General features: G+C 59.5%; 19 protein-coding genes. 10 read left to right on the top strand and 9 right to left on the bottom strand.

Annotated features, from left to right (window positions below; all coding sequences use genetic code 11):
• Positions 1-6 precede the first annotated feature (6 nt).
• Together BJ885_RS02720 and BJ885_RS02725 are read left to right on the top strand one after the other, a co-directional pair.
• Positions 7-1,329 carry a PTS sugar transporter subunit IIC gene (locus BJ885_RS02720; protein ID WP_029740606.1) on the top strand — a complete coding sequence of 441 codons (1,323 nt, stop codon included), beginning with the start codon at positions 7-9 and terminating at the stop codon, positions 1,327-1,329.
• Between the two features lie 15 nt (positions 1,330-1,344).
• The gene (locus BJ885_RS02725) at positions 1,345-2,061 is read left to right on the top strand and encodes a GntR family transcriptional regulator (protein ID WP_054830296.1); all 717 of its coding nucleotides are present in this window, start codon (positions 1,345-1,347) and stop codon (positions 2,059-2,061) included.
• 42 nt (positions 2,062-2,103) lie between these two features.
• Here BJ885_RS02725 and ldtB read toward each other — a convergent pair whose 3' ends face one another.
• Entirely contained in the window at positions 2,104-3,024 is a 921-nt protein-coding gene (gene ldtB / locus BJ885_RS02730; protein WP_029740604.1) for a L,D-transpeptidase, read from the bottom strand.
• Between the two features lie 222 nt (positions 3,025-3,246).
• Here ldtB and BJ885_RS02735 point away from each other — a divergent pair, with 222 nt between their 5' ends.
• The gene (locus tag BJ885_RS02735; RefSeq protein WP_029740603.1) at positions 3,247-4,842 is read left to right on the top strand and encodes an ABC-F family ATPase; all 1,596 of its coding nucleotides are present in this window, start codon (positions 3,247-3,249) and stop codon (positions 4,840-4,842) included.
• A gap of 90 nt (positions 4,843-4,932) precedes the next feature.
• Here BJ885_RS02735 and BJ885_RS02740 read toward each other — a convergent pair whose 3' ends face one another.
• Both BJ885_RS02740 and BJ885_RS02745 read right to left on the bottom strand, forming a co-directional pair.
• The gene (locus BJ885_RS02740; protein ID WP_147449206.1) at positions 4,933-7,296 is read right to left on the bottom strand and encodes a glycoside hydrolase family 31 protein; all 2,364 of its coding nucleotides are present in this window, start codon (positions 7,294-7,296) and stop codon (positions 4,933-4,935) included.
• Between the two features lie 17 nt (positions 7,297-7,313).
• Positions 7,314-8,615, bottom strand: coding sequence for an MFS transporter (locus BJ885_RS02745; protein ID WP_121931126.1), 1,302 nt, complete (start codon positions 8,613-8,615; stop codon positions 7,314-7,316).
• Between the two features lie 288 nt (positions 8,616-8,903).
• On the opposite strand from BJ885_RS02745, the gene BJ885_RS02750 reads away from it, so the two are divergent.
• Complete coding sequence (locus BJ885_RS02750) at positions 8,904-9,977, top strand: LacI family DNA-binding transcriptional regulator (RefSeq protein ID WP_121931127.1); 1,074 nt, start codon at positions 8,904-8,906, stop codon at positions 9,975-9,977.
• Here the strand turns inward: BJ885_RS02750 and BJ885_RS02755 are convergent.
• The 4 genes from BJ885_RS02755 to BJ885_RS02770 all read right to left on the bottom strand — a co-directional run bounded on the left by BJ885_RS02755 (position 9,974) and on the right by BJ885_RS02770 (position 15,725).
• Entirely contained in the window at positions 9,974-11,230 is a 1,257-nt protein-coding gene (locus BJ885_RS02755; protein WP_121931128.1) for a DUF1479 domain-containing protein, read from the bottom strand. The genes BJ885_RS02750 and BJ885_RS02755 overlap by 4 nt on opposite strands.
• Positions 11,231-11,379: 149 nt before the next feature.
• The gene (locus BJ885_RS02760) at positions 11,380-12,195 is read right to left on the bottom strand and encodes a Cof-type HAD-IIB family hydrolase (protein ID WP_121931129.1); all 816 of its coding nucleotides are present in this window, start codon (positions 12,193-12,195) and stop codon (positions 11,380-11,382) included.
• 193 nt (positions 12,196-12,388) lie between these two features.
• A complete protein-coding gene (locus BJ885_RS02765) occupies positions 12,389-14,821 on the bottom strand; it encodes a formate C-acetyltransferase/glycerol dehydratase family glycyl radical enzyme (RefSeq protein ID WP_121931130.1) in 2,433 nt (810 codons plus the stop codon).
• Between the two features lie 4 nt (positions 14,822-14,825).
• Positions 14,826-15,725 (bottom strand): glycyl-radical enzyme activating protein, encoded by a 900-nt coding sequence (locus tag BJ885_RS02770; RefSeq protein ID WP_121931131.1) that lies wholly within the window; start codon positions 15,723-15,725, stop codon positions 14,826-14,828.
• A 128-nt stretch (positions 15,726-15,853) separates the two neighbouring features.
• Here BJ885_RS02770 and fsa point away from each other — a divergent pair, with 128 nt between their 5' ends.
• Positions 15,854-16,516 carry a fructose-6-phosphate aldolase gene (fsa, locus tag BJ885_RS02775; RefSeq protein ID WP_121931132.1) on the top strand — a complete coding sequence of 221 codons (663 nt, stop codon included), beginning with the start codon at positions 15,854-15,856 and terminating at the stop codon, positions 16,514-16,516.
• A gap of 89 nt (positions 16,517-16,605) precedes the next feature.
• Here fsa and moeB read toward each other — a convergent pair whose 3' ends face one another.
• Positions 16,606-17,358 (bottom strand): molybdopterin-synthase adenylyltransferase MoeB, encoded by a 753-nt coding sequence (moeB, locus tag BJ885_RS02780; RefSeq protein WP_121931133.1) that lies wholly within the window; start codon positions 17,356-17,358, stop codon positions 16,606-16,608.
• Position 17,359: 1 nt separating this feature from the next.
• Complete coding sequence (gene moeA, locus BJ885_RS02785; RefSeq protein ID WP_121931134.1) at positions 17,360-18,592, bottom strand: molybdopterin molybdotransferase MoeA; 1,233 nt, start codon at positions 18,590-18,592, stop codon at positions 17,360-17,362.
• A 188-nt stretch (positions 18,593-18,780) separates the two neighbouring features.
• Here moeA and iaaA point away from each other — a divergent pair, with 188 nt between their 5' ends.
• From iaaA to gsiD, 5 genes are read left to right on the top strand one after another with little or no spacing between them, the layout of a single operon-like run.
• Positions 18,781-19,719, top strand: coding sequence for a beta-aspartyl-peptidase (gene iaaA, locus BJ885_RS02790; protein ID WP_121931135.1), 939 nt, complete (start codon positions 18,781-18,783; stop codon positions 19,717-19,719).
• A gap of 11 nt (positions 19,720-19,730) precedes the next feature.
• Positions 19,731-21,602, top strand: coding sequence for a glutathione ABC transporter ATP-binding protein GsiA (gsiA, locus tag BJ885_RS02795; protein WP_121931136.1), 1,872 nt, complete (start codon positions 19,731-19,733; stop codon positions 21,600-21,602).
• A 23-nt stretch (positions 21,603-21,625) separates the two neighbouring features.
• Complete coding sequence (gene gsiB, locus BJ885_RS02800) at positions 21,626-23,164, top strand: glutathione ABC transporter substrate-binding protein GsiB (protein WP_121931137.1); 1,539 nt, start codon at positions 21,626-21,628, stop codon at positions 23,162-23,164.
• Positions 23,165-23,169: 5 nt separating this feature from the next.
• A complete protein-coding gene (gene gsiC, locus BJ885_RS02805; protein ID WP_023310911.1) occupies positions 23,170-24,090 on the top strand; it encodes a glutathione ABC transporter permease GsiC in 921 nt (306 codons plus the stop codon).
• A 1-nt stretch (position 24,091) separates the two neighbouring features.
• On the top strand, positions 24,092-25,003 hold the full coding sequence (gsiD, locus tag BJ885_RS02810; RefSeq protein WP_024908682.1) for a glutathione ABC transporter permease GsiD: 912 nt from the start codon (positions 24,092-24,094) through the stop codon (positions 25,001-25,003).
• Positions 25,004-25,070 lie beyond the last annotated feature (67 nt).

Consider the following 25,070-nt stretch of genomic DNA (forward strand, 5'->3'; position numbering starts at 1 on the left):
TCCGCTATGTCTGAAACAAAAATAACACCGCACATGCAGTCTTTTGTCGATAAATTTGTTGAGTTCTCGGCGCGCCTGGCTAATCAGGTGCACCTTCGCTCCCTGCGCGACGCCTTCGCCACGGTGATGCCCATTTTCATCCTCGCCGGTCTGGCGGTACTGGTGAACAACGTGGTTTTTCCGTGGATTTTCCACGGCGACACGCTCGCGCAGTTTAAGGTGTGGGGCGAGGCGATTATCAACGGCACGCTGAACATTGCCGCGCTGCTGCTGGCCCCGATGATTGCCTGGTCGCTGGCGCGCAACAAAGATTTCGACAATCCGGTCTCGGCAGTGGTGATCGCCGTCAGCAGCTTCATCATCATGATGCCGATGCGCCTGCAGATTACGCCCGTCGGCAGCGATGCCGCGGTGAACGTCACCCAGGTGCTGACGTTCGCCAATATCGGCTCAACCGGGATTTTCGCCGGGGTGCTGATCGGGCTGCTCTCAACGGAACTGTTTATCGCCATTTCGCGGCTGAAGGCGCTGCACATTTCCCTCGGGGAAAACGTGCCTCCGGCGGTGAGCAAATCTTTTACCGCGCTGATCCCGACCATCCTCACGCTCTCCCTGTTCGCGGTGCTGGCTGCCGTGCTGGCAAACGTACTGCACACGGACCTGATCCATCTTATTACGACCTTTATCCAGCAGCCGCTGCGGCTGATCAACACCAGCCTGCCGGGGACGATTTTCATCTACAGCTTCGGTAACTTCCTGTTCACGCTCGGTATTCATCAGTCGGTGGTGAACAGCGTGGTGCTGGAGCCGTTCCTGCTGATTAATACCAACGAGAACATGCTGGCCTTCGCCAACGGCCAGCCCATCCCGCATATCATCAACAACATCTTCGTGCCGACGTTTGGCATGGTGGGCGGCACGGGCAGCACGATCTCGCTGCTGATTGCCATCTTTATCTTCTCCAGACAAAAATCGGCGAAGCAGGTGGCGCGTCTGTCGCTGGCGCCCGGTTTATTCAACATCAACGAGCCGGTGATTTTCGGCCTGCCGATCGTGTTTAACCTGCCGCTGATGATCCCGTTTGTGCTGCTGCCCGCCGTCGGCATTTACTTCGCCTGGCTCTGTACCACGCTGGGGTTAATGTCGCGCTGCGTGGTGATGATCCCGTGGACCACGCCGCCAATTCTCAGCGCCTGGCTGGCCACGGCGGGAGACTGGCGGGCGGTGGTGGTGCAGTTGGCAATCATCGTATTTGGTGTATTCTTCTACCTGCCTTTCCTCAAGATTGCCGAGAGAGTGGCGTTGAAAAACAGCGGGATAGAAAACTAACTGAAAGGAAGGACGATGGCGGCGAAGTACATCACCATAGCGCGGGAAATTAAGAAACGCATTATCAGCCAGCAGTACGCCGCCAACGAACCCCTGCCGGACCAGTTTGCGCTGGCGGCGGAGTTCAGCTCCAGCCGGATGACCATTCAGCAGGCGATGCGCCAGCTGATCGTCGAAGGTCTGGTCTATACCCGCCAGGGGCAGGGCACGTTCATCCGCAAAAACTTTCTTCAGCTCTCGCAGTGGGATCTCTCCGGCAGCGACTACTTCGGCGCGACCAAAACCTGGGAACATCTGGGCACGGTGACCAGCAGGGTGGTGCATTTCGAGCTGCGCTTCCCGAACGACAAAGAGCAGGCGTCGCTGATGATTAACGCCGATGCGCCGATCTATGACTTCATTCGACTCCGTTTGCTGAACGGCGAACCGATGTCGCTGGATTCCACGGTGATGCCGATGAATCTGGTGCCCGGCCTGACGAAAAACCATCTTGAAGGTTCAGTGTTCCAGTACGTGCAGGAGACGCTGGCGTTGAAAATTATGGGGTCGTATCGGGTGGTGCGGGCGCTTAAGCCCAACGCGCTGGACAGGGAGCATCTGGTCTGCGAGCAGACCGATCCCGTACTGGAAGTGGAGCAGGTGATTTATCTGGAGGATGGCACGCCGCTGGAGTATGCCCACTGCCACTATCGGTACGACCACGGCGGGATCGTGATCGTGAATAACGGATAAAAAAAAGCGGGCAACGAGGCCCGCTTTTTTAATGCTTCGCTATCAGTTCAAACGCACCGGCATACCGGAGCGGTTCTGCACGGCCTGGTCAACAATCGCCGTTTCTACGTCTGGCTGAGAAGTCACCGCCTGCACCGCGCTGTTCAGCGTAACAGGGACGATTTCGTTGTTGTTGATCTGGTCTTCGCTGGTGGACAGCGGGTTGTGCACTTCGATGTAGCGGCTGCCGTCTGGCTCAGAGGTCGCTTTCACCGGTTCGTTGATGAACTGCACGCGCGTACCGACCGGCACGTTTTCGAACAGGAACTTGATGTCGTCGTTACGCAGGCGCACGCAGCCGTGGCTTACGCGCAGGCCGATACCGAAGTTGGCGTTGGTACCGTGGATAGCGTACAGGCGGCCAATGTACAGCGCGTACAGACCCATTGGGTTATCCGGACCCGCCGGCACAACGGCTGGCAGCGGTTCGCCCGCAGCGATGTATTCCGCGTGCATTTTGGCAGTCGGCGTCCAGGTTGGGCCCGCTTTCTTACGCTCAACTTTGGTGGTCCAGTTCATTGGGGTGTCTTTACCCAGCTGGCCGATACCGATTGGCAGCACGATAACGGTGTTGGTGCCTTTCGGGTAGTAATACAGACGCATTTCGGCGCTGTTAATCACGATACCTTCATGAACGGTATCCGGCAGGATCAGCTGCTGAGGGATATTCAGCACGGTACCCGCTTTCGGCAGATACGGGTCAACGCCCGGGTTCGCCTCCAGCATGTTAGACAGGCCCAGCTGGTACTGCGCAGCGAAATACTCCAGTGGCTGAGAGTTACCTTCTGGTACCGTCACAACCTGGTTCTGGCCCACCAGACGGCTACCGTCTGTTGGCAGGGGATACGTCACCGCAGACGCGGTCTTACAAAAACCTACTACGGCTAACGCCGCCGCAAAAAGCGTTGTTAATTTCATGTTCATGTTGTGCGAGGTATCTAAGCCATTCTGGCGATGAGTTGATAAGTCTGAATCTGTGATGGGAGCGCATTATATGTGCATTCCCGCTTACAGGGAATTCAGATGTGTACGAAATCACATTTTTTTCGATTTTGTTAAAGTTTAGTGGATTGCCGCAACACGGGATCTCAATTCGGAATTGTGGCATAATGCCGTGTTTATCACACTTTTCGCAGGAATCTCCCCGTGTTAGTTACCAGCAACGTCACTATGCAGTTTGGCAGTAAGCCGCTGTTCGAAAACATTTCCGTCAAATTTGGCGGCGGCAACCGTTACGGCCTGATTGGTGCCAACGGTAGCGGAAAATCCACCTTTATGAAGATCCTCGGCGGTGACCTGGAGCCGACGCTCGGCAACGTATCGCTCGACCCTAACGAGCGTATCGGTAAGCTGCGTCAGGATCAGTTCGCCTTCGAAGAGTTCACCGTGCTTGACACCGTGATCATGGGGCATGGGGAACTGTGGGAAGTGAAGCAGGAGCGCGATCGCATCTACGCGCTGGCCGAAATGAGCGAAGAAGACGGCTATAAAGTGGCCGAGCTGGAAACGCAGTACGGCGAGATGGACGGCTACTCTGCGGAAGCGCGCGCGGGCGAGCTGCTGCTGGGCGTGGGCATTCCGGTTGAACAGCATTACGGCCCGATGAGCGAAGTTGCACCAGGCTGGAAGCTGCGCGTGCTGCTGGCACAGGCGCTGTTCTCTAACCCGGACATCCTGCTGCTCGACGAACCGACGAACAACCTGGACATCGACACCATCCGCTGGCTGGAGCAGACGCTGAACGATCGCGACAGCACCATGATCATCATCTCGCACGACCGTCACTTCCTGAACATGGTCTGTACGCACATGGCGGATCTGGACTACGGCGAGCTGCGCGTTTACCCGGGCAACTATGACGAGTACATGACGGCGGCCACCCAGGCGCGTGAACGTCTGCTGGCGGATAACGCCAAGAAGAAAGCGCAGATTGCTGACCTGCAGTCCTTCGTCAGCCGCTTTAGCGCCAACGCCTCTAAGTCGCGTCAGGCGACCTCGCGTGCGCGTCAGATCGACAAAATCAAGCTGGACGAAGTCAAAGCCTCCAGCCGTCAGAACCCGTTCATCCGCTTCGAGCAGGACAAGAAACTGTTCCGTAACGCGCTGGAAGTGGAAGCCCTTGAAAAAGGCTTTGAGAACGGCCCGCTGTTTAAAAAATTCAACCTGCTGCTGGAAGTGGGCGAGAAGATTGCCATCCTCGGTGCCAACGGCGTGGGTAAATCCACCATGCTGAAAACCCTGGTTGGCGAACTGCAGCCGGACAACGGCACCGTGAAGTGGTCTGAAAACGCGCAGATTGGCTACTACGCGCAGGACCATGAGTACGAGTTCGAAAACGACCTCACCGTCTTCGACTGGATGAGCCAGTGGAAGCAGGAAGGCGACGACGAGCAGGCGGTGCGCAGCATTCTGGGTCGTCTGCTGTTCAGCCAGGACGACATCAAAAAGCCGGCTAAGGTGCTCTCCGGTGGCGAGAAGGGCCGCATGCTGTTCGGCAAGCTGATGATGGAAAAACCAAACATCCTGGTGATGGACGAACCGACTAACCACCTGGACATGGAATCTATCGAATCCCTGAACATGGCGCTGGAGATGTATCAGGGTACCCTGATCTTCGTCTCTCACGACCGTGAGTTCGTCAGCTCGCTGGCGACCCGCGTGATCGAAATTACGCCAGAGCGCGTGGTGGACTTCACCGGTAACTATGAAGATTACCTGCGTAGTAAAGGTATCGAGAACTAAAAAAAGCCGGGTGGCGGCTTCGCCTTACCCGGCCTGCGTTCTATTCCCTCTCCCTGCGGGAGAGGGTTAGGGTGAGGGCATTAGGCCGCACTAGACCACCCACTCGCCCCCTTCAACTCCGTTCACCAGCAGCGTACGTTTTTCCCCTACAGGTAGCGACACCTTAAGCGCTTTCCACGCCGGACGATAATCCCCGCGCGCGTTGACCTTCAGGTTGATGGTTGCGCCGTCACACACCATTTCCCACTCCACCCACAGCGCATTGCCGTTCTGGTAGCCCCAGCTTTCGCCGTCGTCTTCAAACAGCATGCCTGAGGTTGTCCCGACGCCCTTCACCGGGAACAGCTTCAGCTCGCGGGTGTTGTCTTTTTCAGCGGACACGTGGGTAATGCGTTCGCTCAGCGGCAGACCGGCACCGGCGCGCACCAGCAGCGGCAGTTTTTCCAGCGGCGCGTCGAGGACGATCGACTGGCCGCCCGCATACCACGCGTGGGTGTAAAAATCGTACCAGCCGGTGTCGTTCTCCGGCAGCCAGACGCGGCGCTCGCGCTGCCCGGCTTCGACGACGCTGGCGACCAGCAGGTCGCGGCCCAGCAGGAAGTCATCGCACTCTTCAAACGTCTGCGCATCATGCTCGTGGTCGAGGAAGGTCGGGCGCAGCATCGGCTCGTCGTCGGCATGCGCCTGCCAGAGCAGGGTGTAGAGGTACGGCAGCAGGCGGTAGCGCAGCTCAACCGCACCGCGAATGGCTGGCGTGACGCCCGGGTACATCCACGGCTCGTTCACGGTGTGGTCATCGTTCCACGAGTGAATGGTAAAGCGCGGGTGCATCACGCCGTTCTGCACCCAGCGCACGAACAGCTCGGCGTCAGGCTTGTCGCCGGAGAAACCGCCGACGTCATGGCCGACGTTGAACAGGCCGGACAGGCTCATGCCCAGCCCCATGCGGATGTTATAGCGCAGGGTGTCCCAGTTGGTGCGGTTGTCGCCGCTCCAGGTCTGAACGTAGCGCTGCATCCCGGCGCAGCCGGAGCGGGAGATGAGATACGGACGTTTTTCCGGCGCGAAACGCTGCTGCGCTTCCAGCGAGGCGCGCATCATCAGCAGCGGCATCACCGGGCGAATGTGCTTGATGGCGATCTCCTTGCCGAAGCCAAAGCAGCGCGCTTCTCCGTCCCACACTTCATATTCGTTGTTGTCGTTCCAGGTGGAGTCGATGCCCATCTCCAGCAGCTGCGTGGTCACGCCGTTCTGCCACCACTGCACCGTCTGCGGGTTGGTAAAGTCGAGGTGCGAGCCTTCGTCATCCCAGAAGCTGGAACGTTCCGGTGCATCGGTTTCTGAATCGCGAATGAACAGGCCGCTCTCCGCCACTTCGTTATAGCGCGGATGGTCCTGCAGCAGGCATGGCTTGATGTTTGCCGCCAGCTTCAGCCCGGCGTCGTGGAAGGCCTGGCTCATCACTTTCGGCTGCGGCACCTTGTCATAGTTCCAGTTAAATACGTAGCGCTTGCCGTTGATGGAGGTATAGCCGGAGGAGAGCTGGAACGAGTCGCACGGAATGGCGTGCTCTTCGCACAGGCGGATGAAGTTCATCAGCTGGTTTTGCGCGTCCGGCGCGTCGGTGTAGTGCATGGTCGAGCCGCTGTAGCCCAGGCTCCACTTCGGTCCGAACAGCGTTTTCCCGGTCAGGCGCACGAAGGCTTTGGTGACGTCCAGCACGCGCGTGCCGGTAAAGATGTAGTAATCGATGTCGCCCGCTTCCGCCTGCCAGCGACGGTAGGCGGTGTGGTAGTTGTCGATCTCGTTGCCCAGATCCAGCCAGCAGCTGCTCAGGTTGTCGTAGAACAGGCCGTAGCTGATATCGTCGCGGCGGGCGATAGTGAACGGAATATGCTTGTAGAGCGGGTCGGTGCTGGCCGCGTTGTACCCCATGGCGTCGAGGTTGCGCATTTCATAGCGCTTACCGTTGCGTTGCAGATCGCCCGCTTTTTCGCCAAGGCCATAGAAACGCTCGTCCTTGCGGCGGCTGAGGTAGTGCGCCACGCCGTCGCCGTGGGCGTTCAGCAGGTAGGCGCTGGTTGGACGGTCGTTGACCAGCGGCTGCCACTCGCCCGCCTCATTGCGGTAGTGCCACTCCAGCCACAGCGGCTGGTGGACCGTCACGCGCAGCTGTTCGGTTGCCACGGTGAGCGTCTCATCCTGCTGCGTCAGGGTCCAGGCCGGGCAGGAGAAACCGCTTATATCGTCACGACGGCGGCCTTCCCACGGCACGTCTTTTTCCGGCGCGATGCTCCAGGTGCGGTCCAGCGCCAGCCCGCCTTTGCGTTTGATCAGCACGCGGAACAGGTTCTCTTCCAGCACATACAGGCACAGGCGGTGCTGGTTATCGACCAGCAGTTCCAGATGGTTTGCCGACTGCGTATCAAGGGTCCAGTTTTTCAGGGTTTTCATATGCAATACATCCACTATCAGGCGCGCTTGGCGCGACGTTCAGCAATAAATGCTACCAGGAAGACAGCGCCAATCAGGTCAAAGAAGCCCATGGCAATAAAGAGCGGGTTAAAGCCGATTTTGTCGGCGGTCACCCCGATTAACAGCGAGAACAGGAAGCTGGCGATCCACGCCGCAGAGCCTCGCATGCCGTTTACGGTCGCCATCTGGCCTTTGTCGAACGACTCAACGACCAGGGCGCTCAGCATGCAGGAGATAATCTGGTGCCCGAAGCCGCCGATGGAGATCAGCACGATGGTGATATACGGGTCGCGGGTAATGGCCACGATGCCCAGCGAGATCATCAGGAACGCGCCCGTCACGGAGCTGGCAACGACCGAGTTAATGCGCGAGCAGCCGAACAGATGGGTATACAGACGCGTCAGGTAGCCACTCGCCACGCTGCCGAGGTCGGCGGCGAGGAACGGCAGCCAGGCAAACATCGCAATCTGCTTCAGGTCCATGCCGTGCTCTTTGGCGAGGTACAGCGGCACCCAGAAGCTCAGCACCGCCCAGGCCGGTTCCGCCATAAAGGCCGGGATGGCGATACCGTAGAAGCGTTTGTTTTTCGAGACGGTTTTCAGCGCGGTCAGGAAGGGCAGTTTCACCGCAGGCGGTTCGTTATCTTGCTTGATGAACGCCAGCTCGTCCTTGCTCAGGTTCGGGTGCTGCTCCGGGTTATGGTAGAACGCCCACCACAGGATCACCCACAGCAGCGCCAGCACGCCGGTAAACATAAACGCGCCCTGCCAGCCGAACGAGGCGTGAGCAAAGTAGATGATAGGCGGAGCCAGCATCGCGCCGATGGAGAAGCCCACGCCCGCCCAGCCGGCGGCAACGGGTCGCTCTGATTTCGGGAACCATTCGCCGATGGTTTTGGCGTTCGCCGGGGTAGCAGCGGCCTCAGAGGCACCCATAAAGAAGCGCAGAATAGCGAGGTGCAGCCAGCTTCCGGCGCCCGCATGGAAGATACACATCAGCGCCCAGATCCCGGCGCAGACCATAAAGCCGATCTTCAGGCCGATGACGTCAATCAGCCAGCCGCACAGGGGCTGGAAAATGGTATAGGCGATCTGGAACGCGCCGACGATCCAGGAGTATTGCTCGGTGGTGATCCCGAGGCTCTCTTTCAGTTCCGGGGCGAGGATCCCGAGTGAGTTTCGGGTGATGTAGTTAACGGTGACGCCAAGTAAGAACAGCACCAGCACGTACCAGCGCAGGTTCTTGATGACGCGACGGGTTTTGCTTGTCGCTACGGTGTTATTGATGTCCTGACTCATTTTACTCTCCACAAGACGGACGGTAAGGGAACGGAGGTTCAGGTGTCACACGGTTTTTTATGCCTTTGATTTCTATCCGTTTAAACTGCTTAAGTTGCTATACAACTAGTATGGAAGTTGTGTGACAAGTTCACCTTAAGGAAGAAAATGAGTGGGCAAAAGTGGATTTTGTGCAAAATTTCTCATAACTGACGTAAACCCTCTGGCATGATGGCTTTTATGTCAGCTATTACCTGACCAATACGCTATGAAAATTTTTTCATTTCGCAAATGGAGCCAGATCACAAAATGGACAAAAGGCTAAAAATCACCGAAATCGCGGCCCGGACGCAGCTCTCGATCAGCACCGTGTCGCGGGTGCTGGCGGGAAAAGCGAATACCAGTGAAAAAGCACGCGCGAAGGTGCTGGCGTGCGCGCGGGAGCTGGGGGTGATGGATGGTATGGCGGCAGGGCGCCTGCTGCTTAACAGCCTGGTGGTTTTTGCCCCGCAGCGGGCGTTTGACGAGCGGTCCGACATCTTTTACTACCGCGTGATCCAAAGCGTGAGTAAAGGCCTGGCGTCCCACGATGTGCGCCTTCGCTACTGCGCGCTGGAGGAGAACGACAGCGACGCACAGCTGTTTCTGGCACGCATGAACGAAGCGGATACCCAGGCGGCAATCCTTCTTGGCATCGACGATCCCCATATCCACGATCTGGCAGTGGACGTCGGTAAACCCTGCATGCTGATTAACTGCCGCGACCGGCACATGCGTCTGCCTGCCGTCGCGCCGGATCATCGCGCGATTGGCGAGCGGGCGGCGGAATATCTGTTCGAAATGGGACATCGTGAGGTGATGAACGTGCTGTGCCTGCGCCGCTACACCATGGAGCTGCGCCTGGCGGGGATCCGCGACGCGTGGCAGTCTCACAACCTGAAATTCAACGATAAACGCGATCTGCTGGTGGTGCCCAGCTTCAGCGCGCGCGAAACGGAACAGATGGTCAGCAGCTGGCTCAGTGAAGTGCGGGGGAAGGATTTACCTACCGCGTTCCTGGTTGGCGGCGACTTCATGGCGGCGGGCACCATTAGCGCCTTACAAAACCACGGCCTGCGCGTGCCGCAGGACGTGTCGGTGATGAGCATTGACGGCTTTAACCTGGCGGCAATCCAGGATGTGCCTCTGACGGCCGTGCATGTTCCCCGCGATGAACTGGGAACAGAAGCGGTTTATATGCTCCAGCAGCGGCTCATGCGCCCGGACGCGCCGGTGGGGACGTTACTGCTTAACGGCACGCTGGCCGTGCGGGAATCGGTACGGCGGATACGTCAGGGGAAACGACGCACCGCCGTGGAGCGGGAAGGGCTGTACGACAGTTAGACCATACCCAGCGCGCGCTTGCCGTGGATGTTGAGATCGTTCACGGTAAAGCGGTCCTGCCAGCGCTTTTCATAATCCTCGCGCGGGAAGTCTCCCGGCGACGCGCCGGTTTCGAGCGCTTCCTTGACCTTCTTCGCGTAGGCGAGGTTTTTCTCGCACATCGGCGCGGCAGGAATGTACATCACGTTGCCCCAGCCCTGCTGATTTTCCACCGGCGCGACGGAGTGGATCACATCGCAGTGCCACCACACGGAATCGCCCGCCTCGAGTGCCGGAATGCTGGTCAGCGCCTCGATCAGCAGCGGGTGCCACTTCTCGGAAACCGGCAGCACGCGCCCCGGCGACACGCCGCACAGCTCGTCTTCCGGCACGTCGTCCAGCAGCGGCCGCAGCAGTATATAGGCCATCGCTTCCGGGATGGGCACCACGTGCAGCAAGCCCTGTCCGGGGATCATATCCGACAGGGCCGTCCAGCCCTGGAAGGTCCGGAAAACGGAGCATTTGGTGGTGTTATCGACGGTGTACTCTTCCACTTCGGTACGGTGCGCGGCGTTCCACGGATCGTACTTATCGACGTTGCCGTCGAACACGCGGGCAAACACCTGCTGATAGGCCGGAAGCAGCCAGCGCTCCAGCGCGCCGGAGTCGGTATGCGCACCCAGCCCTTTCGAGGTGGTTCCCGGCGGACGGCGGCGGATACGGTCCGGGTAAATCACGCTCACGTCCGGGTTGAACCACTGCTTGCCGTTGCTCTCGAATGTCCATAAACGGTTCAGGAACGACTGCACCTGCGCCATCTCTTCGCTCTGGCGCGCCTGCATCTGCGCCTGCGACCAGTAAATCGGGTAAATCTCCGGACGGGAGGCCGTCAGGGTGCCGAAGAAGTTATCGCCCGGACCTTTGTAGACCTCGTCAAACTTATTCAGATCGAGGTAGTCGAGCATCGACCGATCCCACGCCAGCGCCTGCTCGCGCGGGAAATGACCTTTAATGACCGCGCAGCCGCGGCGTTTAACGGCTTCGCGCTGTGCGTCGGTAATCGTGCCGTTTTTCACATCCGCAAACGGGATCACCGGCCAGACGGATTCGCCTTTGTTCTTAAGAGCGTTGATTTCCGCCACGCGGGTGGCAATTTTGTCGCTGAGATTATTAAACACCGCCTGCACGTCGCCGATCTGCGCGCGCAGCTCACGTTTTAACTGACGGATTGCCGCTTTGTGATCCGCTGGCAAAGTTTCACTGGTAAAGGTCATAACTGCCTCGCATCTTTCATTCGAAAGTAAAAATATCTACAAGTGATACTTTAAGTTAAAAATAAGTTAATGCAAGTTTAAAAACTTGACGCAAGCCACAGGACGGAAAAAGAGTGAGAGGCCGGAGCGACGCTCCGGCGAGGAAAGGATCAGAGGTCGAACGGGGAATGGTTGTCGAGCACGGCCTGAATGACGTTCAGCGCGCCCTGATGGTTGTTGTCGTCGGTGCCGTAGCGGCTGATTTCTTTGATGCTCTCTGCCGCGTTGCCCATCGCAAAGGAATATTTCACCAGCTTCAGCATCTCGGCATCGTTGCCGCTGTCGCCAATGGCCACGCACTCCTGCGGGGAGATTTTCCAGCGTTTCAGCAGACGACTGATGGCGTTGGCCTTGTGCAGGCCGGGGATAATCAAATCGACAAAACCAAAGCCGCTGGTGACCGGCTTCATAATGCCGTCCAGGGAGACGTGCAGTTTATCCACCAGATTAGGGATATCGCTGTCCGGCAGGTTCAGGGAGAACTTAAACAGCACGTCGTCAATTTCGCGGTAATCGCTGATGCGCTTTAAGCGGTGATAGTGCTTTGACATCAGCGCCACGAATTCTTCAGGAGCCTGGTCGCTGACCCAGGCGCTCTCCAGCCCGCAGGCCACGAAGTTCAGCCCTTTGTCCTTCAGCAGTTCGCCAATCACGATCTGCGATTCATGACGCGTCAGCTCGCCGTGGAAAATCTGTTCGCCGCGATCGAACACCAGCGCGCCGTTTTCCGCCACGAAGGAGATCCGGTCTTTCAGCTCCGGAAAGAAGGAGATGAGCTGGTAATACTGGTTGCCGCTGGCGACAACGAATTCAATGTCGCGGGCTTTAAGCTGATCAAACTGTGCCTGGAAACGGTCACGATCGTACTGCTTGGCATCATCAAGGAAAGTTCCGTCCATATCGGTGACGATAACTTTAACGGTCATACTGTGCTCCTGGGTCACTGCGTTTTGAAACATTCTAATAACAAGGTGACGGGGAGCACAAATTTAATTTCATTCGAAAGTAAAAGCAAAACGGCAACCTGGGTTGCCGTTTTTAGTGTTTTCTCCCTCTCCCCGTGGGAGAGGGTCGGGGTGAGGGCATCAGCGTGCGCATTTCCCCTTAAGGGATACACCGTTACAGCGTATGCTCAGTACGGGCGATAATATCGTCCTGCGCATCAGGCGACAGGGCGGTGAAGAACGCCGAGTAGCCCGCCACGCGCACCACGAGATCGCGATACTGGTCAGGATGTTTCTTCGCTTCCAGCAGCGTTTCGCGCGAGACGATGTTGTACTGAATATGCCAGCCCTTATGCACCTCGAAGAAGGTGCGCAGCAGCACCATCAGCTTCTGGCGATCGCTGTCGTTTTCCAGCGTCGACGGGTTCAGCTTCTGGTTAAGCAGCACGCCGCCGAGAATCGCTTCCGTCGGCAGTTTACCCACCGAGCCAATTACCGCCGTCGGGCCGAGGTGGTCCGTACCGGAGGCCGGGCTTGCCCCTTCCGCCAGCGGGGTGTGCGCCTTACGTCCGTCCGGGGTGGCCATCGTTGCCGCACCAAACGGCACGTTTGCAGAGATGGAAGAGGTGCCCGCGTAGTAGTTACCGCCAATCGGGCCGCGGCCGTAGCGCGGGTTGTGGTACTGCTTCAGCTCTTCGATGTAGGTCTGATAGGCGCGCGTCAGCAGCATGTCCACGCTGTCGTCGTCGTTGCCGTACTTCGGCGCGCCGTTGATCAGACGCTGGCGCAGCTGCTCGTGGGTCAGCCCGTCGAAGTCATCCGCCAGCGCCGCCGCCAGCTGCTGTTGACCAATAGTGCCCTGTTCGAACACCAGCTTCTTCACCGCCGCCAGGCTGTTGCCGAGGTTGGCGATGCCCACCTGCAGGCCGGAGACCCAGTCGTACTTCGCGCCGCCCTGCTTGATGCTTTTCGCGCGCTCGATGCAGTCGTCCACCAGCGCCGAGCAGAGAATATCGTGGACGTTCTCTTCCAGCATGGTGTCCACCACGTACTCAATCTCGATGGATTTGCGGGTGTAGTAGCGGATCTGGCTGTCCCACGCCGCCATTACTTCGTCGAAGTTGTCGAAGTTACCGGCGGAGAGCGCTTTTTCCTGCGGCAGGAATACATTGCCGCTGGTGGCGTCGCGCCCGCCTTCCAGCGCCGCCAGCATCACGCGGGCGAAGTTGATAAAGCTCATGCCTGTGCAGCGGTAGCCCCACTTGCCGCCCACCGCGGTTTCGATACAGCCGATGGCCGCGTAGTCGTAGGCGTCGTCTCGTTCAACGCCGAGCTTGATGAATTCCGGAATGACGATTTCATCGTTGTTGAACGCGGGCATGCCGAAGCCGCAGCGGATCACCTGCACGCAGGCGTCGAGGAAGTCGTTGCTCATGCCCGCGTGGTAGCGCACGCTCAGGTTCGGCTGGGTGGAACGCAGGCGACCGCAGGATTCCAGAATCGCGTAGGAGAGCGGGTTCACCGCGTCCATCGGCTCACCGTTGACCAGCTTCTGGCCGCCGATGGTGACGTTCTGGTACAGCGGGCTACCGGCGGAAGCCTTGGAGTGCGAGCCGGAGCGGATCTTGTTCACTTCGAGCAGCTTCAGCCAGCAGCTGTGCAGCAGCTCGATGGCGTGTTCGCGATCCAGGCTCTGGTTCAGCTCCACGTCGCGGCGGTAGTACGGATAGAGATACTGGTCCATACGCGCGAAGGAGACGGAGTGGCCGTTGGACTCAATCTGCAGGATCAGCTGAATGAAGTAGCACAGCTGCAGCGCCTGCCAGAAGGTTTTTGGCGGCTCGTGGGCAATCACGTCGCAATTTTCCGCCATCGCCAGCAGCTCGTCGCGGCGGCTTTCGCGGGTTTCGGTGGACGCCATTTCACGCGCCAGATCGGCAAAGCGTTTGATGTGCAGGCTCACCGCTTCCAGCACGATATCGATCGCTTTCAGGAACTGGTCGCCGTGCAGGTCTTCCAGCACCGTCAGGTTGATGCGCGAGCGGCGCTCGGCCACTTTGGCGCGCAGGCCGTCGAGGCCTTTCTCCAGCACCAGCGGGAAGTTCACCGCCAGGTGCGCGTCGCCGGAGGTCATGTTGCCTTCGGCTTTGATAATGCCGGTTTCCAGCAGGCCTTTCTGCTCGTCGGTGAACATGCCGTAACAGCGATCCTGCACCGTCTGGCCGCGCCACCACGGGCAGATCTCATGCAGCACGCGCTTGTTCTCTTCGCTCACCGCAAAGCCCGCGCCCGGGCGGTCCGCCAGATCGTCGATCTCTTTCTCAATCCAGGAGACGGTATATTCCGGGAAAATCGGCGCGGCGCGCACTTCGCTTGCCTGGTTACCGATAATCAGCTCGTCGTGTTTGATCCAGATGGTGCGTTCCGCCAGGTGATGCGCCAGCGCCAGAGCGCGGCGTACCGGGATCGGCTTGTCCATGTGCTGCTGGTACATTTCGGTGTAATGCTGTGCGCGCTCGGTACAGACCGGCGGCTTGACAATATGCACCAGCGCCGTTTTGTGCGCCTTAATGCGCTCGCTGAGGGTGTTGAGATTCAGGGTTGTCATAGGTTTATCCTCGTAAGGTCGCGGTTAACCCTTTCTGGCAGGCGTACTGCTGCGCGAAGTCCAGCAGGGCAGGGTTATCCAGCGGTTTGTCAGGGGCAGAGTAGGGTTGGCCGAGCAGGGTGTATTTGTTCATGCCCAGCGTGTGATACGGCAGAAAATGAATATCCTCGACGCCGAGTTCGTCGGCGGCGAAGTTGGTAATGGCGGTTATGGACGCTTCATCGGCGTTAAAGCCCTGGATCAGCGGCACGCGGATGGTGATTTTTTTCCCGGCCGCGGCAAGGCGTTTCAGGTTATTCAGGATCCGCTTGGCCGAACCGTCCGTCCACTGTTTGAACACGTCACCGTCGACGTGCTTCAGGTCGGCGAGGAACAGATCGACGTAGGGTAATGACGGCTCGATGTAGTGCCACGGCACGTGAAGGCAGGTTTCGACGGCGGTGTGGATCCCCTGTTCGTGGCTGGCTTTAAACAGGGCGTGCGCCAGCTCAGGGTTCATAAACGGCTCGCCGCCGGAGAGGGTGATCCCGCCGCCGCTGCGGTCGTAGAAGGGTTTGTCGCGCAGTACGGTCGCCATGATCTCCTCGACCTGCTGTTCTTCACCGCAGACGGTCAGCGCCTGCGTCGGGCAGCAGTCGGTAAGGGCAGCGAGCGTGGCTTCGTCAAGCTTCTCACGATGGATGACCAGCCCGTTCAGCGCGCGTTCGATGCAGCCCGGCGCCGCCTGCTGGCACAGGTCGCAGCCGTCCAGGCACAGGCGCGCATCAAACAGCACGTCCCGGCTGCGGGAGCGGCTTTCCGGGTTCTGGCACCAGCGACAGCCCAGCGAGCAGCCTTTCAGGAACACCACGGTTCGAATACCGGGGCCATCGTGGGTAGAGTAACGCTGAATATTGAAGATCATGATCTCGCCTCTCATATTGCATATGAAGATTAAATTACTTTCGAATGAAAGTTATCTTGATGCAGGTCAACTACTGAGCAGGTTTTGTCGTGATAGGGTAAGTACAGGCTAAATTTGAGGGTGACATCATGGAACTTTATCTCGACACATCTGACGTTGCGGCAGTCAAAAAGCTGGCGCGTATCTTCCCGCTGGCGGGCGTGACCACCAACCCAAGCATTGTGGCGGCAGGTAAAACGCCGCTGGACGAGCTGCTGCCGGAGCTGCACGACGCGCTGGGCGGCAAAGGCCGTCTTTTCGCTCAGGTGATGGCGACCACCGCCGAAGGGATGGTGGAGGACGCGCGTAAGCTGCGCGCCATCATTAACGACCTGGTGGTAAAAGTGCCGGTGACCGCAGAAGGGCTGGCGGCAATCAAGATGCTGAAAGCGGAAGGGATCCCGACGCTGGGCACGGCGGTGTACGGCGCCGCGCAGGGGATGCTCTCCGCGCTGGCGGGGGCGGAGTATGTGGCCCCTTATGTTAACCGCGTGGACGCGCAGGGCGGGGACGGGATCCAGACCGTGGTTGAACTGCAACAGCTGCTGGCATTGCACGCCCCGCAGTCAAAGGTGCTGGCCGCGAGCTTTAAAACGCCGCGTCAGGCGCTGGACTGCCTGCTGGCAGGCTGCGAGTCCATCACGCTGCCGCTGGACGTGGCGCAGCAATTTATTACCTCTCCGGCCGTGGATGCGGCGATCGTGAAGTTTGAGCAGGACTGGCAGGGGGCGTTTGGACGGACGTCGATTTGACGGGTGCGGCCTGATGCCCTCACCCCAACCCTCTCCCACAGGGAGAGGGAGCAAACACTAAAACGGCAACCTGAAGGTTGCCGTTTGCTTTAACCTCCGCAAACCTCACACCCCGGGTTACGCATCAGCTTCATCTCGCGGAACTGGCAGGTCATCGCGTCATACATCACGATTTTCCCCGCGGCAGGCGTGCCGTAGTGCGCCAGGACTTTGATCGCTTCCATCGCCTGCAGGGAACCAATCACGCCGACAAGCGGCGCCATCACGCCCGCCTCAACGCAGGTCAGGGCGTTCTCGCCGAACAGACGGCTCAGGCAGCGGTAGCAGGGTTCACCTTCCGCGTACGTGAAGACGCTGATTTGCCCCTCCATGCGGATCGCCGCGCCGGAGACCAGCGGGATTTTGTGGGCGAAACAGCCCGCGTTAAGCTGGTTACGGACGGCGACGTTATCGGTGCAGTCGAGCACCAGGTCGTGCTGCGCAATCTGCGCCGACAGCGCGTCGTCATCCAGCATCGCGTCAATCAGGGTGAACTGAACGTTGGGGTTGATGCGCGCCAGCGCCGAGCGGGCGGAGTCCACTTTAGGCTGTCCAACCGTCGCGTCGCTGTGCAGCGTCTGGCGCTGCAGGTTAGACACCGATACGGTATCGAAATCCAGCAGTGTCATCCTGCCCACGCCCGCCGCCGCAAGATACTGTGCGGCGGCGCAGCCCAGACCGCCCAGGCCGACAACCAGGATGCTTGCTGCTTTAAGCGCTTCTTGGCCCTCGAAGTCAAACCCGCGCAGCACAATCTGGCGGTTGTAGCGCATCATCTCCGGGTCGCTCAGCTCCACCGTCATGTCAGCCTCCGAACAGGTGGTTAAAGCGCTCTACCTCAACCCACTCGCCTGCTTCCACATTGCCGCGCTCGCGCTCCAGGACGATAAAGCAGTTGCCCTGGCTAAAGGAGCTGAAAATGTGCGAGCCCTGATGGCCGGTGGTGCTCACTTCGAGCTCGCCGTCCGCGTTGCGCGCCAGAATGCCGCGCTGGAAATCGAGGCGGCCCGGTGATTTTTTCAGGCGCGTGGCGGCGCGCACGCGCTGGCGTTCAGGCAGCGGGCTGGCGCTGTTGCCGGAAAGCTTCGCCAGCAGCGGGATCGCCAGCTGGTAGAAGGTGAGTGCCGCCGAGACCGGATTACCCGGCAGGCCACAGAACCAGCTGTGTTGCAGCTTGCCAAACGCGAACGGTTTGCCCGGCTTGATAGCCAGCTTCCAGAAGGCGATCTCGCCCAGTTCTTCAAGGATGGTTTTGGTGTAATCCGCTTCGCCCACGGAGACGCCGCCGGAGCTGATGACCACGTCGGCGGCGTTATCCGCCTCGATAAACGCGGCGCGCAGTTTTTCCGGATCGTCAGGAATAATGCCGAGGTTAATCACCTCGCAGCCCAGCTGCTCCAGCATCAGGTGTACCGCCAGGCGGTTGGTGTCGTAAATCTGGCCGTCCTGCAGCGGCTGGCCCGGAAGCTGCAGCTCGTCGCCGGTGGAGAAAACGGCGACGCGCACTTTACGGATAACGTCGATTTCAGCAACGCCGAGCGAGGCCAGCACCGGCAGTTCACCTGCCGTCAGCTTCTGTCCGGCGGCAAAGACCGTTGCGCCAAGGGTGATATCTTCACCCGTGCGGCGGATGTTCTGGCCCGCTTTAACGTTCGCGGTAAAACGCACGCCGTCGTCGGTCTGTTCTGTCTCTTCCTGCATCACCACGGCGTCGCAGCCGGCCGGAACCGGCGCGCCGGTCATGATGCGCACGCAGGTGCCCGCAGGCCATTCACCGCTAAACGGCTGGCCCGCAAAGGCTTTACCCGCCACCGGCAGGGCGTTACCCGTCTGGAGATCCGCCAGGCGTACCGCGTAACCGTCCATCGCGGAATTATCAAACCCAGGCACGTTAAGCGGAGAGACGATATCGCGCGCGGCAATACGGCCAAAACAGCGCACGAGGGGCAGCGTCTCAACGTCATGCAGCGGGGAAACTCGGTCAAGCATCTGCGTGAGTGCCGTCTCAAGCGGCATCAGTCCGGCGGTAAAATCCATGGTGGGCTCCTGCGGAGTAACAACGAAAGCGCTCATTATGGCAGAAAAGTGCGGCTAACTGTATGACCCGATGGGTGTACGCTTTACATCACAGTTACGTCTTTCTATATTCAAAAATCATCTGAAGTTTCATCGACGATAATGATATTTATAGAAAAAGCCGCAAATCAGGCTAACGGGTGATGCGAATGGTTAATGCGGTAATCGCAATTCATGGTGGCGCCGGGGCAATCACCCGAGCACAGCTCAGTCCCGAGCAGGAAAAGCGCTATATCGACGCGCTGTACGCCATTGTGGAAACGGGCCAGAAAATGCTGGAGGCGGGCGAAAGCGCGCTGGACGTGGTCACCGAGGCGGTGCGCCTGCTGGAAGAGTGCCCGTTATTTAATGCGGGGATCGGTTCGGTCTTTACCCGGGATGAAACGCACGAGCTGGATGCCTGCGTGATGGACGGCGTCACCCTGAAAGCGGGCGCCGTGGCGGGCGTGAGTCATCTGCGCAATCCGGTGCTGGCCGCGCGTCTGGTGATGGAAGCGAGTCCGCACGTGCTGCTGACGGGGGCCGGGGCGGAGGCGTTTGCTTTCGAGCACGGGATGGAGCCGGTATCACCGGATCTGTTTTCCACAGAATCGCGCTATCAGCAGCTGCTGGAAGCCCGTTCGGCGGGCATGATGCAGCTTGACCACAGTGCGCCGCTGGATGAAACCACCAAAATGGGCACGGTCGGCGCGGTGGCGCTGGATAAGGCCGGGAACCTCGCGGCGGCGACCTCCACGGGCGGGATGACCAACAAGCTGCCCGGGCGCGTCGGCGATAGCCCGCTGCCGGGCGCCGGCTGTTATGCCAATAACGCGACGGCGGCGGTGTCGTGTACCGGAACCGGAGAAGTGTTTATCCGCGCCCTCGCGGCCTACGACATCACCGCGCTGATGGATTACGGCGGCTTAAGCCTCAGCGAAGCCTGCGAGCGCGTGGTGATGGAGAAACTGCCCGCCCTGGGCGGCGTCGGCGGGCTCATTGCGGTGGATCGTGAGGGCAACGTGGCGTTGCCGTTCAACAGCGAAGGCATGTATCGCGCCTGGGGCTATGCCGGTGATGAACCGAGCACGGGCATCTATCGTGAATAAGGGGGCAGCGCGTGCCGCACAGTGAAGAACTGGACAACCGCGAAGTGCTGGCTGTCCATCAGCTCAATATTGCGTTTCAGGAAGAGCGGCAGTTCATCCCCGCAGTACAGAATTTATCGTTCACGCTCAGGCGCGGCGAGACGCTGGCGATTGTTGGCGAGTCCGGCTCCGGTAAATCGGTCAGCGCGCTGGCGCTGATGCGCCTGCTGGAACAGACGGGCGGGCAAATCAGCAGTGAGAAAATGCTTCTGCGCCGCCGCAACCGTCAGGTCATCGATTTAAATGAGCTGAGCGGTTCGCAGATGCAGGGCGTGCGCGGGGCGGACATTGCGATGATCTTCCAGGAGCCGATGACCTCCCTGAACCCGGTTTTCCCGGTCGGGGAACAAATCGCCGAGTCCATCCGCCTGCATCAGGGGCTGAGCGGCGATGAAGCGCTCAAAGAGGCCCGGCGGATGCTGGAGCTGGTGCGCATTCCGGAGGCGCAGGCCATTCTGGGTCGCTACCCGCATCAGCTTTCCGGCGGCATGCGCCAGCGCGTGATGATTGCCATGGCGCTCTCCTGCCGTCCGGCGGTGCTGATTGCCGACGAGCCGACGACGGCGCTGGACGTGACGATTCAGGCGCAGATCCTGCAGCTCATCAAAGTGCTGCAGCAGGAGATGGAGATGGGGGTGATTTTTATCACCCACGATATGGGCGTGGTCGCCGATATCGCCGATCGGGTGCTGGTGATGCACAAGGGCAGCGCGGTGGAAACCGGCCCGGTTGAGCAGATTTTTCACGCGCCCGTGCATCCTTACACCAAAGCGCTGCTGGCGGCGGTTCCGCGCCTGGGGGCGATGAACGGCAGCGATTTGCCGCGCCGTTTCCCCCTGATTTCTCTCGAGGCGTCTGAGCAGCAGGAGGATGAGCGCGAGCAGGACACCGTGGTGCCGGGTAAGCCCATTCTGGAAGTGCGCGATCTGGTCACCCGTTTTCCGCTGCGCAGCGGAGTGTTGAACCGCGTTAAGCGCGAAGTGCACGCGGTGGAAAACGTCAGTTTCGATCTCTGGCCGGGCGAAACGCTGGCGCTGGTGGGGGAGTCCGGCTGCGGTAAATCCACCACCGGGCGCGCGTTGCTCCGTCTGGTGGAGTCACAGGAAGGCAGCATTACCTTTAACGGTGAGCGCATTGATACCCTTCCGGACAGCAGGCTGCAGGCGGTGCGGCGGGATATTCAGTTTATTTTCCAGGATCCGTATGCCTCCCTCGATCCGCGCCATACGGTGGGGTATTCGATCATGGAGCCGCTGCGGGTGCATAACCTGCTCGACGGCGAAGCGGCACAGCGTCGCGTGGCCTGGCTGCTGGAGCGCGTCGGCCTGAAGCCGGAGCACGCCTGGCGTTATCCGCACGAGTTTTCCGGTGGACAGCGGCAGCGTATCTGCATCGCCCGCGCGCTGGCGCTAAACCCGAAAGTGGTGATTGCCGATGAGTCCGTTTCGGCGCTGGATGTCTCTATTCGGGCGCAAATCATCAACTTACTGCTGGATTTACAGCGGGATATGGGCATTGCCTTCCTGTTTATCTCGCACGATATGGCCGTGGTCGAGCGCATCAGCCATCGCGTGGCAGTGATGTTTATGGGGCAGATCGTGGAGATTGGGCCGCGAAGGGCGGTGTTTGAAAACCCGCAGCACCCGTACACCCGCAAGCTTATCGCGGCGGTACCGGTTGCCGATCCCGCGCATCGTCACGGCCAGCGCGTGCTGCTGCAGGATGAAATGCCGAGCAATATTCATAAACGCGGCGAGGCCGTGGAGCGCGTGACGCTGCGCGAGGTCGGGCCGGGTCATTTCGTCGCTCCCCCGCGTCAGGACAACGCTTTTTCGCGGTTATAACTTACAACAGGCAGGAGAACACAATGGTTACATTTGTAGCGCGTAGATGGTTGTTAGCCGCGAGCGTGACGGCAGCCCTGGCCGCTGCCCCCGCGTTCGCTGCCAAAGATGTGGTGGTTGCCGTCGGCTCTAATTTCACCACGCTCGATCCGTATGACGCCAACGACACGCTCTCTCAGGCGGTGGCGAAATCGTTCTATCAGGGCCTGTTTGGCCTCGATAAAGAGATGAAGCTCAAAAACGTGCTGGCGGAGGGGTACACCGTATCCGAGGACGGGCTGGTGTATACCATCAAGCTCAGGACCGGCGTGAAGTTCCAGGACGGGACAGACTTCAATGCGGAGGCGGTGAAGGTTAACCTGGACCGCGCCAGCAATCCGGAAAATAGCCTCAAGCGCTATAACCTGTATAAAAATATCGCCAGCACCGAGGTGGTCGACCCGGCGACGGTCAAAATCACCCTGAAAGAGCCGTTCTCCGCGTTTATCAATATTCTGGCGCATCCGGCAACGGCGATGATTTCCCCTGCCGCGCTGAAGAAATACGGTAAGGAGATCGGCTTCCACCCTGTTGGCACCGGCCCTTACGAACTGCTCTCCTGGAACCAGACCGATTTTGTGAAGGTGAAGAAATTCGCCGGATACTGGCAGCAGGGGCTGCCGAAGCTCGACACCATCACCTGGCGCCCGGTGGTGGACAACAACACCCGCGCGGCGATGCTGCAAACCGGCGAGGCGCAGTTTGCCTTCCCGATCCCGTACGAGCAGGCCGCCATTTTGCAGAAAAACAGCAAGCTGGAGCTGGTCGCCAGCCCGTCGATCATGCAGCGCTACATCAGCATGAACGTCACGCAAAAGCCGTTCGATAACCCGAAGGTGCGTGAAGCCATCAACTACGCCATTAACCGTCAGGCGCTTGTGAAGGTCGCCTTTGCCGGCTATGCCACTCCGGCCACCGGCGTGCTGCCGCCGGCGATCGCCTACGCGCAAAGCTATCAGCCGTGGCCGTACGATCCGGCCAAAGCGCGCGAGCTGCTGAAAGAGGCGGGCTTCCCGAACGGTTTCAGCACCACTCTGTGGTCCTCGCATAATCACAGTACCGCCCAGAAGGTGCTGCAGTTTACCCAGCAGCAGCTGGCGCAGGTCGGCATTAAGGCGCAGGTGACCGCGATGGATGCCGGACAGCGTGCGGCAGAAGTGGAGGGGAAAGGGCAGAAAGAGAGCGGGGTGCGGATGTTCTATACCGGTTGGACGGCTTCGACCGGTGAAGCCGACTGGGCGCTGTCGCCGCTGTTTGCCTCGCAGAACTGGCCGCCAACCCTGTTCAACACCGCGTTTTACAGCAACCCGCAGGTGGACAAAGACCTGGCCGATGCCCTGAAAACCACCAAACCGGAAGAGAAGGCCCGCCTCTACAAAGACGCGCAGGATATTATCTGGAAAGAGTCACCGTGGGTGCCGCTGGTGGTGGAGAAACTGGTGTCAGCCCATAACAAAGCGTTGACCGGCTTCTACATCATGCCGGACACCGGCTTTAGCTTTGACGATGCGGATTTAAAATAAACCTCATGCTGAATTATGTTTGTAAACGCCTGCTGGGGCTTATTCCGACGCTGCTGATTGTGGCGGTCCTGGTGTTTCTGTTTGTCCATATGCTGCCGGGCGATCCGGCGCGTCTGGTTGCCGGGCCTGAAGCGGATGCCACCGTCATTGACCTGGTGCGTAAGCAGCTTGGTCTCGACCAGCCGCTGTATATGCAGTTCATCCATTATATCTGCAACGTTCTGCAAGGCGATTTTGGTATCTCGATGGTGTCGCGCCGTCCGGTGTCGGAGGAGATTGCCAGCCGCTTTATGCCGACGTTCTGGTTAACGATAGCCAGCATGAGCTGGGCGGTCGTGTTTGGGCTTGGCGCCGGGATTATCGCGGCCGTCTGGCGCAACCGCTGGCCCGACAAGCTCGGCATGGCGCTGGCGGTGACCGGCATCTCCTTCCCAGCGTTCGCGCTGGGGATGCTGCTGATGCAGATCTTCTCCGTCGAACTGGGCTGGCTGCCGACCGTCGGGGCCGATACCTGGAAGCATTACATCCTGCCTTCCATGACGCTGGGCGCTGCCGTTTCGGCGGTAATGGCCCGCTTTACCCGCGCCTCGTTCGTTGACGTGCTGAGCGAAGATTATATTCGCACCGCGCGGGCGAAAGGGGTCAGCGAGAAGTGGGTCATTCTCAAGCACGGCTTTCGTAATGCGATGATCCCGGTGGTGACGATGATGGGGCTGCAGTTTGGCTTTCTGCTCGGCGGCTCGATCGTCGTGGAAAAGGTCTTCAACTGGCCGGGGCTGGGACGCCTGCTTGTTGATTCCGTCGAGATGCGCGACTACCCGGTGATTCAGGCGGAAGTCCTGCTTTTCTCGCTGGAGTTTATTCTTATCAACTTAGTGGTGGACGTGCTCTACGCCGCCATTAACCCGGCTATCAGGTACAAGTAAGATGCGATTGTTAAACTGGCGACGTCAGGCCGTTTTAAACGCGATGCCGGGGCTAAAACCGGACCACGTCCGCACCCCGTGGTCTGAATTTTGGCGGCGTTTTCGCCGCCAGCCGGTCGCGATGACCGCGGGGCTGTTTGTGCTGCTGCTTATTGCGGTGGCGGTGATTGCGCCGTGGGTGGCGCCGTTTGATGCGGAAAACTATTTTGACTACGACCGCCTGAACGACGGACCGTCGATGCTGCACTGGTTCGGCGTGGACTCCCTCGGGCGCGATATCTTTAGCCGCGTGCTTGTCGGGGCGCAAATCTCGCTTGCCGCCGGGGTGTTCGCGGTGCTGATTGGTGCGGCCATCGGCACCGTGCTGGGCCTCGTTGCCGGATATTACGAAGGCTGGTGGGATCGCATCATCATGCGCATCTGCGACGTGCTGTTTGCTTTCCCCGGCATTTTGCTGGCGATTGCCGTGGTAGCGATCATGGGCAGCGGCATGGCGAACGTCATCATTGCGGTCGCGGTCTTTTCGATTCCGGCCTTTGCCCGTCTGGTGCGCGGCAACACGCTGGTGCTGAAACAGCAGACCTTTATCGAATCCGCCCGCAGCATGGGGGCCAGCGATGCCACCATCCTGTTCAGCCATATTCTGCCGGGTACGGTGTCGTCCATCGTGGTCTATTTCACCATGCGTATCGGCGTGTCGATTATCTCGGCGGCCAGCCTGTCGTTTCTGGGGTTAGGGGCGCAGCCTCCAACGCCGGAGTGGGGCGCGATGCTGAACGAGGCGAGGGCGGATATGGTGATTGCGCCGCACGTGGCGATCTTCCCGAGTCTGGCGATTTTTCTGACCGTGCTGGCGTTTAACCTGCTGGGTGACGGGCTGCGCGACGCGCTGGATCCGAGGATTAAGGGGTAGGTTTATTGCCCCTCACCCTAACCCTCTCCCCGGAGGGGAGAGGGGACTGCTCGGTGCGGTTTTCCCC

The sequence above is a fragment of the Enterobacter sp. WP_7_1 genome (genome assembly GCF_003688535.1).
GTDB classification, from domain to species: domain Bacteria; phylum Pseudomonadota; class Gammaproteobacteria; order Enterobacterales; family Enterobacteriaceae; genus Enterobacter; species Enterobacter asburiae.

What these genes read in the sequence shown, in the direction of transcription:
- BJ885_RS02755 (WP_121931128.1), bottom strand. Translation starts at nt 11,230, where the DNA reads ATGACCTTTACCAGTGAAACTTTGCCAGCGGATCACAAAGCGGCAATC.
- BJ885_RS02770 (WP_121931131.1), bottom strand. Translation starts at nt 15,725, where the DNA reads ATGATCTTCAATATTCAGCGTTACTCTACCCACGATGGCCCCGGTATT.
- moeB (WP_121931133.1), bottom strand. Translation starts at nt 17,358, where the DNA reads ATGACGGTGGAGCTGAGCGACCCGGAGATGATGCGCTACAACCGCCAG.
- ldtB (WP_029740604.1), bottom strand. Translation starts at nt 3,024, where the DNA reads ATGAACATGAAATTAACAACGCTTTTTGCGGCGGCGTTAGCCGTAGTA.
- gsiC (WP_023310911.1), top strand. Translation starts at nt 23,170, where the DNA reads ATGCTGAATTATGTTTGTAAACGCCTGCTGGGGCTTATTCCGACGCTG.
- moeA (WP_121931134.1), bottom strand. Translation starts at nt 18,592, where the DNA reads ATGGATTTTACCGCCGGACTGATGCCGCTTGAGACGGCACTCACGCAG.
- gsiD (WP_024908682.1), top strand. Translation starts at nt 24,092, where the DNA reads ATGCGATTGTTAAACTGGCGACGTCAGGCCGTTTTAAACGCGATGCCG.
- BJ885_RS02745 (WP_121931126.1), bottom strand. Translation starts at nt 8,615, where the DNA reads ATGAGTCAGGACATCAATAACACCGTAGCGACAAGCAAAACCCGTCGC.
- BJ885_RS02740 (WP_147449206.1), bottom strand. Translation starts at nt 7,296, where the DNA reads ATGAAAACCCTGAAAAACTGGACCCTTGATACGCAGTCGGCAAACCAT.
- BJ885_RS02725 (WP_054830296.1), top strand. Translation starts at nt 1,345, where the DNA reads ATGGCGGCGAAGTACATCACCATAGCGCGGGAAATTAAGAAACGCATT.
- BJ885_RS02750 (WP_121931127.1), top strand. Translation starts at nt 8,904, where the DNA reads ATGGACAAAAGGCTAAAAATCACCGAAATCGCGGCCCGGACGCAGCTC.
- BJ885_RS02765 (WP_121931130.1), bottom strand. Translation starts at nt 14,821, where the DNA reads ATGACAACCCTGAATCTCAACACCCTCAGCGAGCGCATTAAGGCGCAC.
- fsa (WP_121931132.1), top strand. Translation starts at nt 15,854, where the DNA reads ATGGAACTTTATCTCGACACATCTGACGTTGCGGCAGTCAAAAAGCTG.
- BJ885_RS02720 (WP_029740606.1), top strand. Translation starts at nt 7, where the DNA reads ATGTCTGAAACAAAAATAACACCGCACATGCAGTCTTTTGTCGATAAA.
- BJ885_RS02760 (WP_121931129.1), bottom strand. Translation starts at nt 12,195, where the DNA reads ATGACCGTTAAAGTTATCGTCACCGATATGGACGGAACTTTCCTTGAT.
- iaaA (WP_121931135.1), top strand. Translation starts at nt 18,781, where the DNA reads ATGGTTAATGCGGTAATCGCAATTCATGGTGGCGCCGGGGCAATCACC.
- gsiB (WP_121931137.1), top strand. Translation starts at nt 21,626, where the DNA reads ATGGTTACATTTGTAGCGCGTAGATGGTTGTTAGCCGCGAGCGTGACG.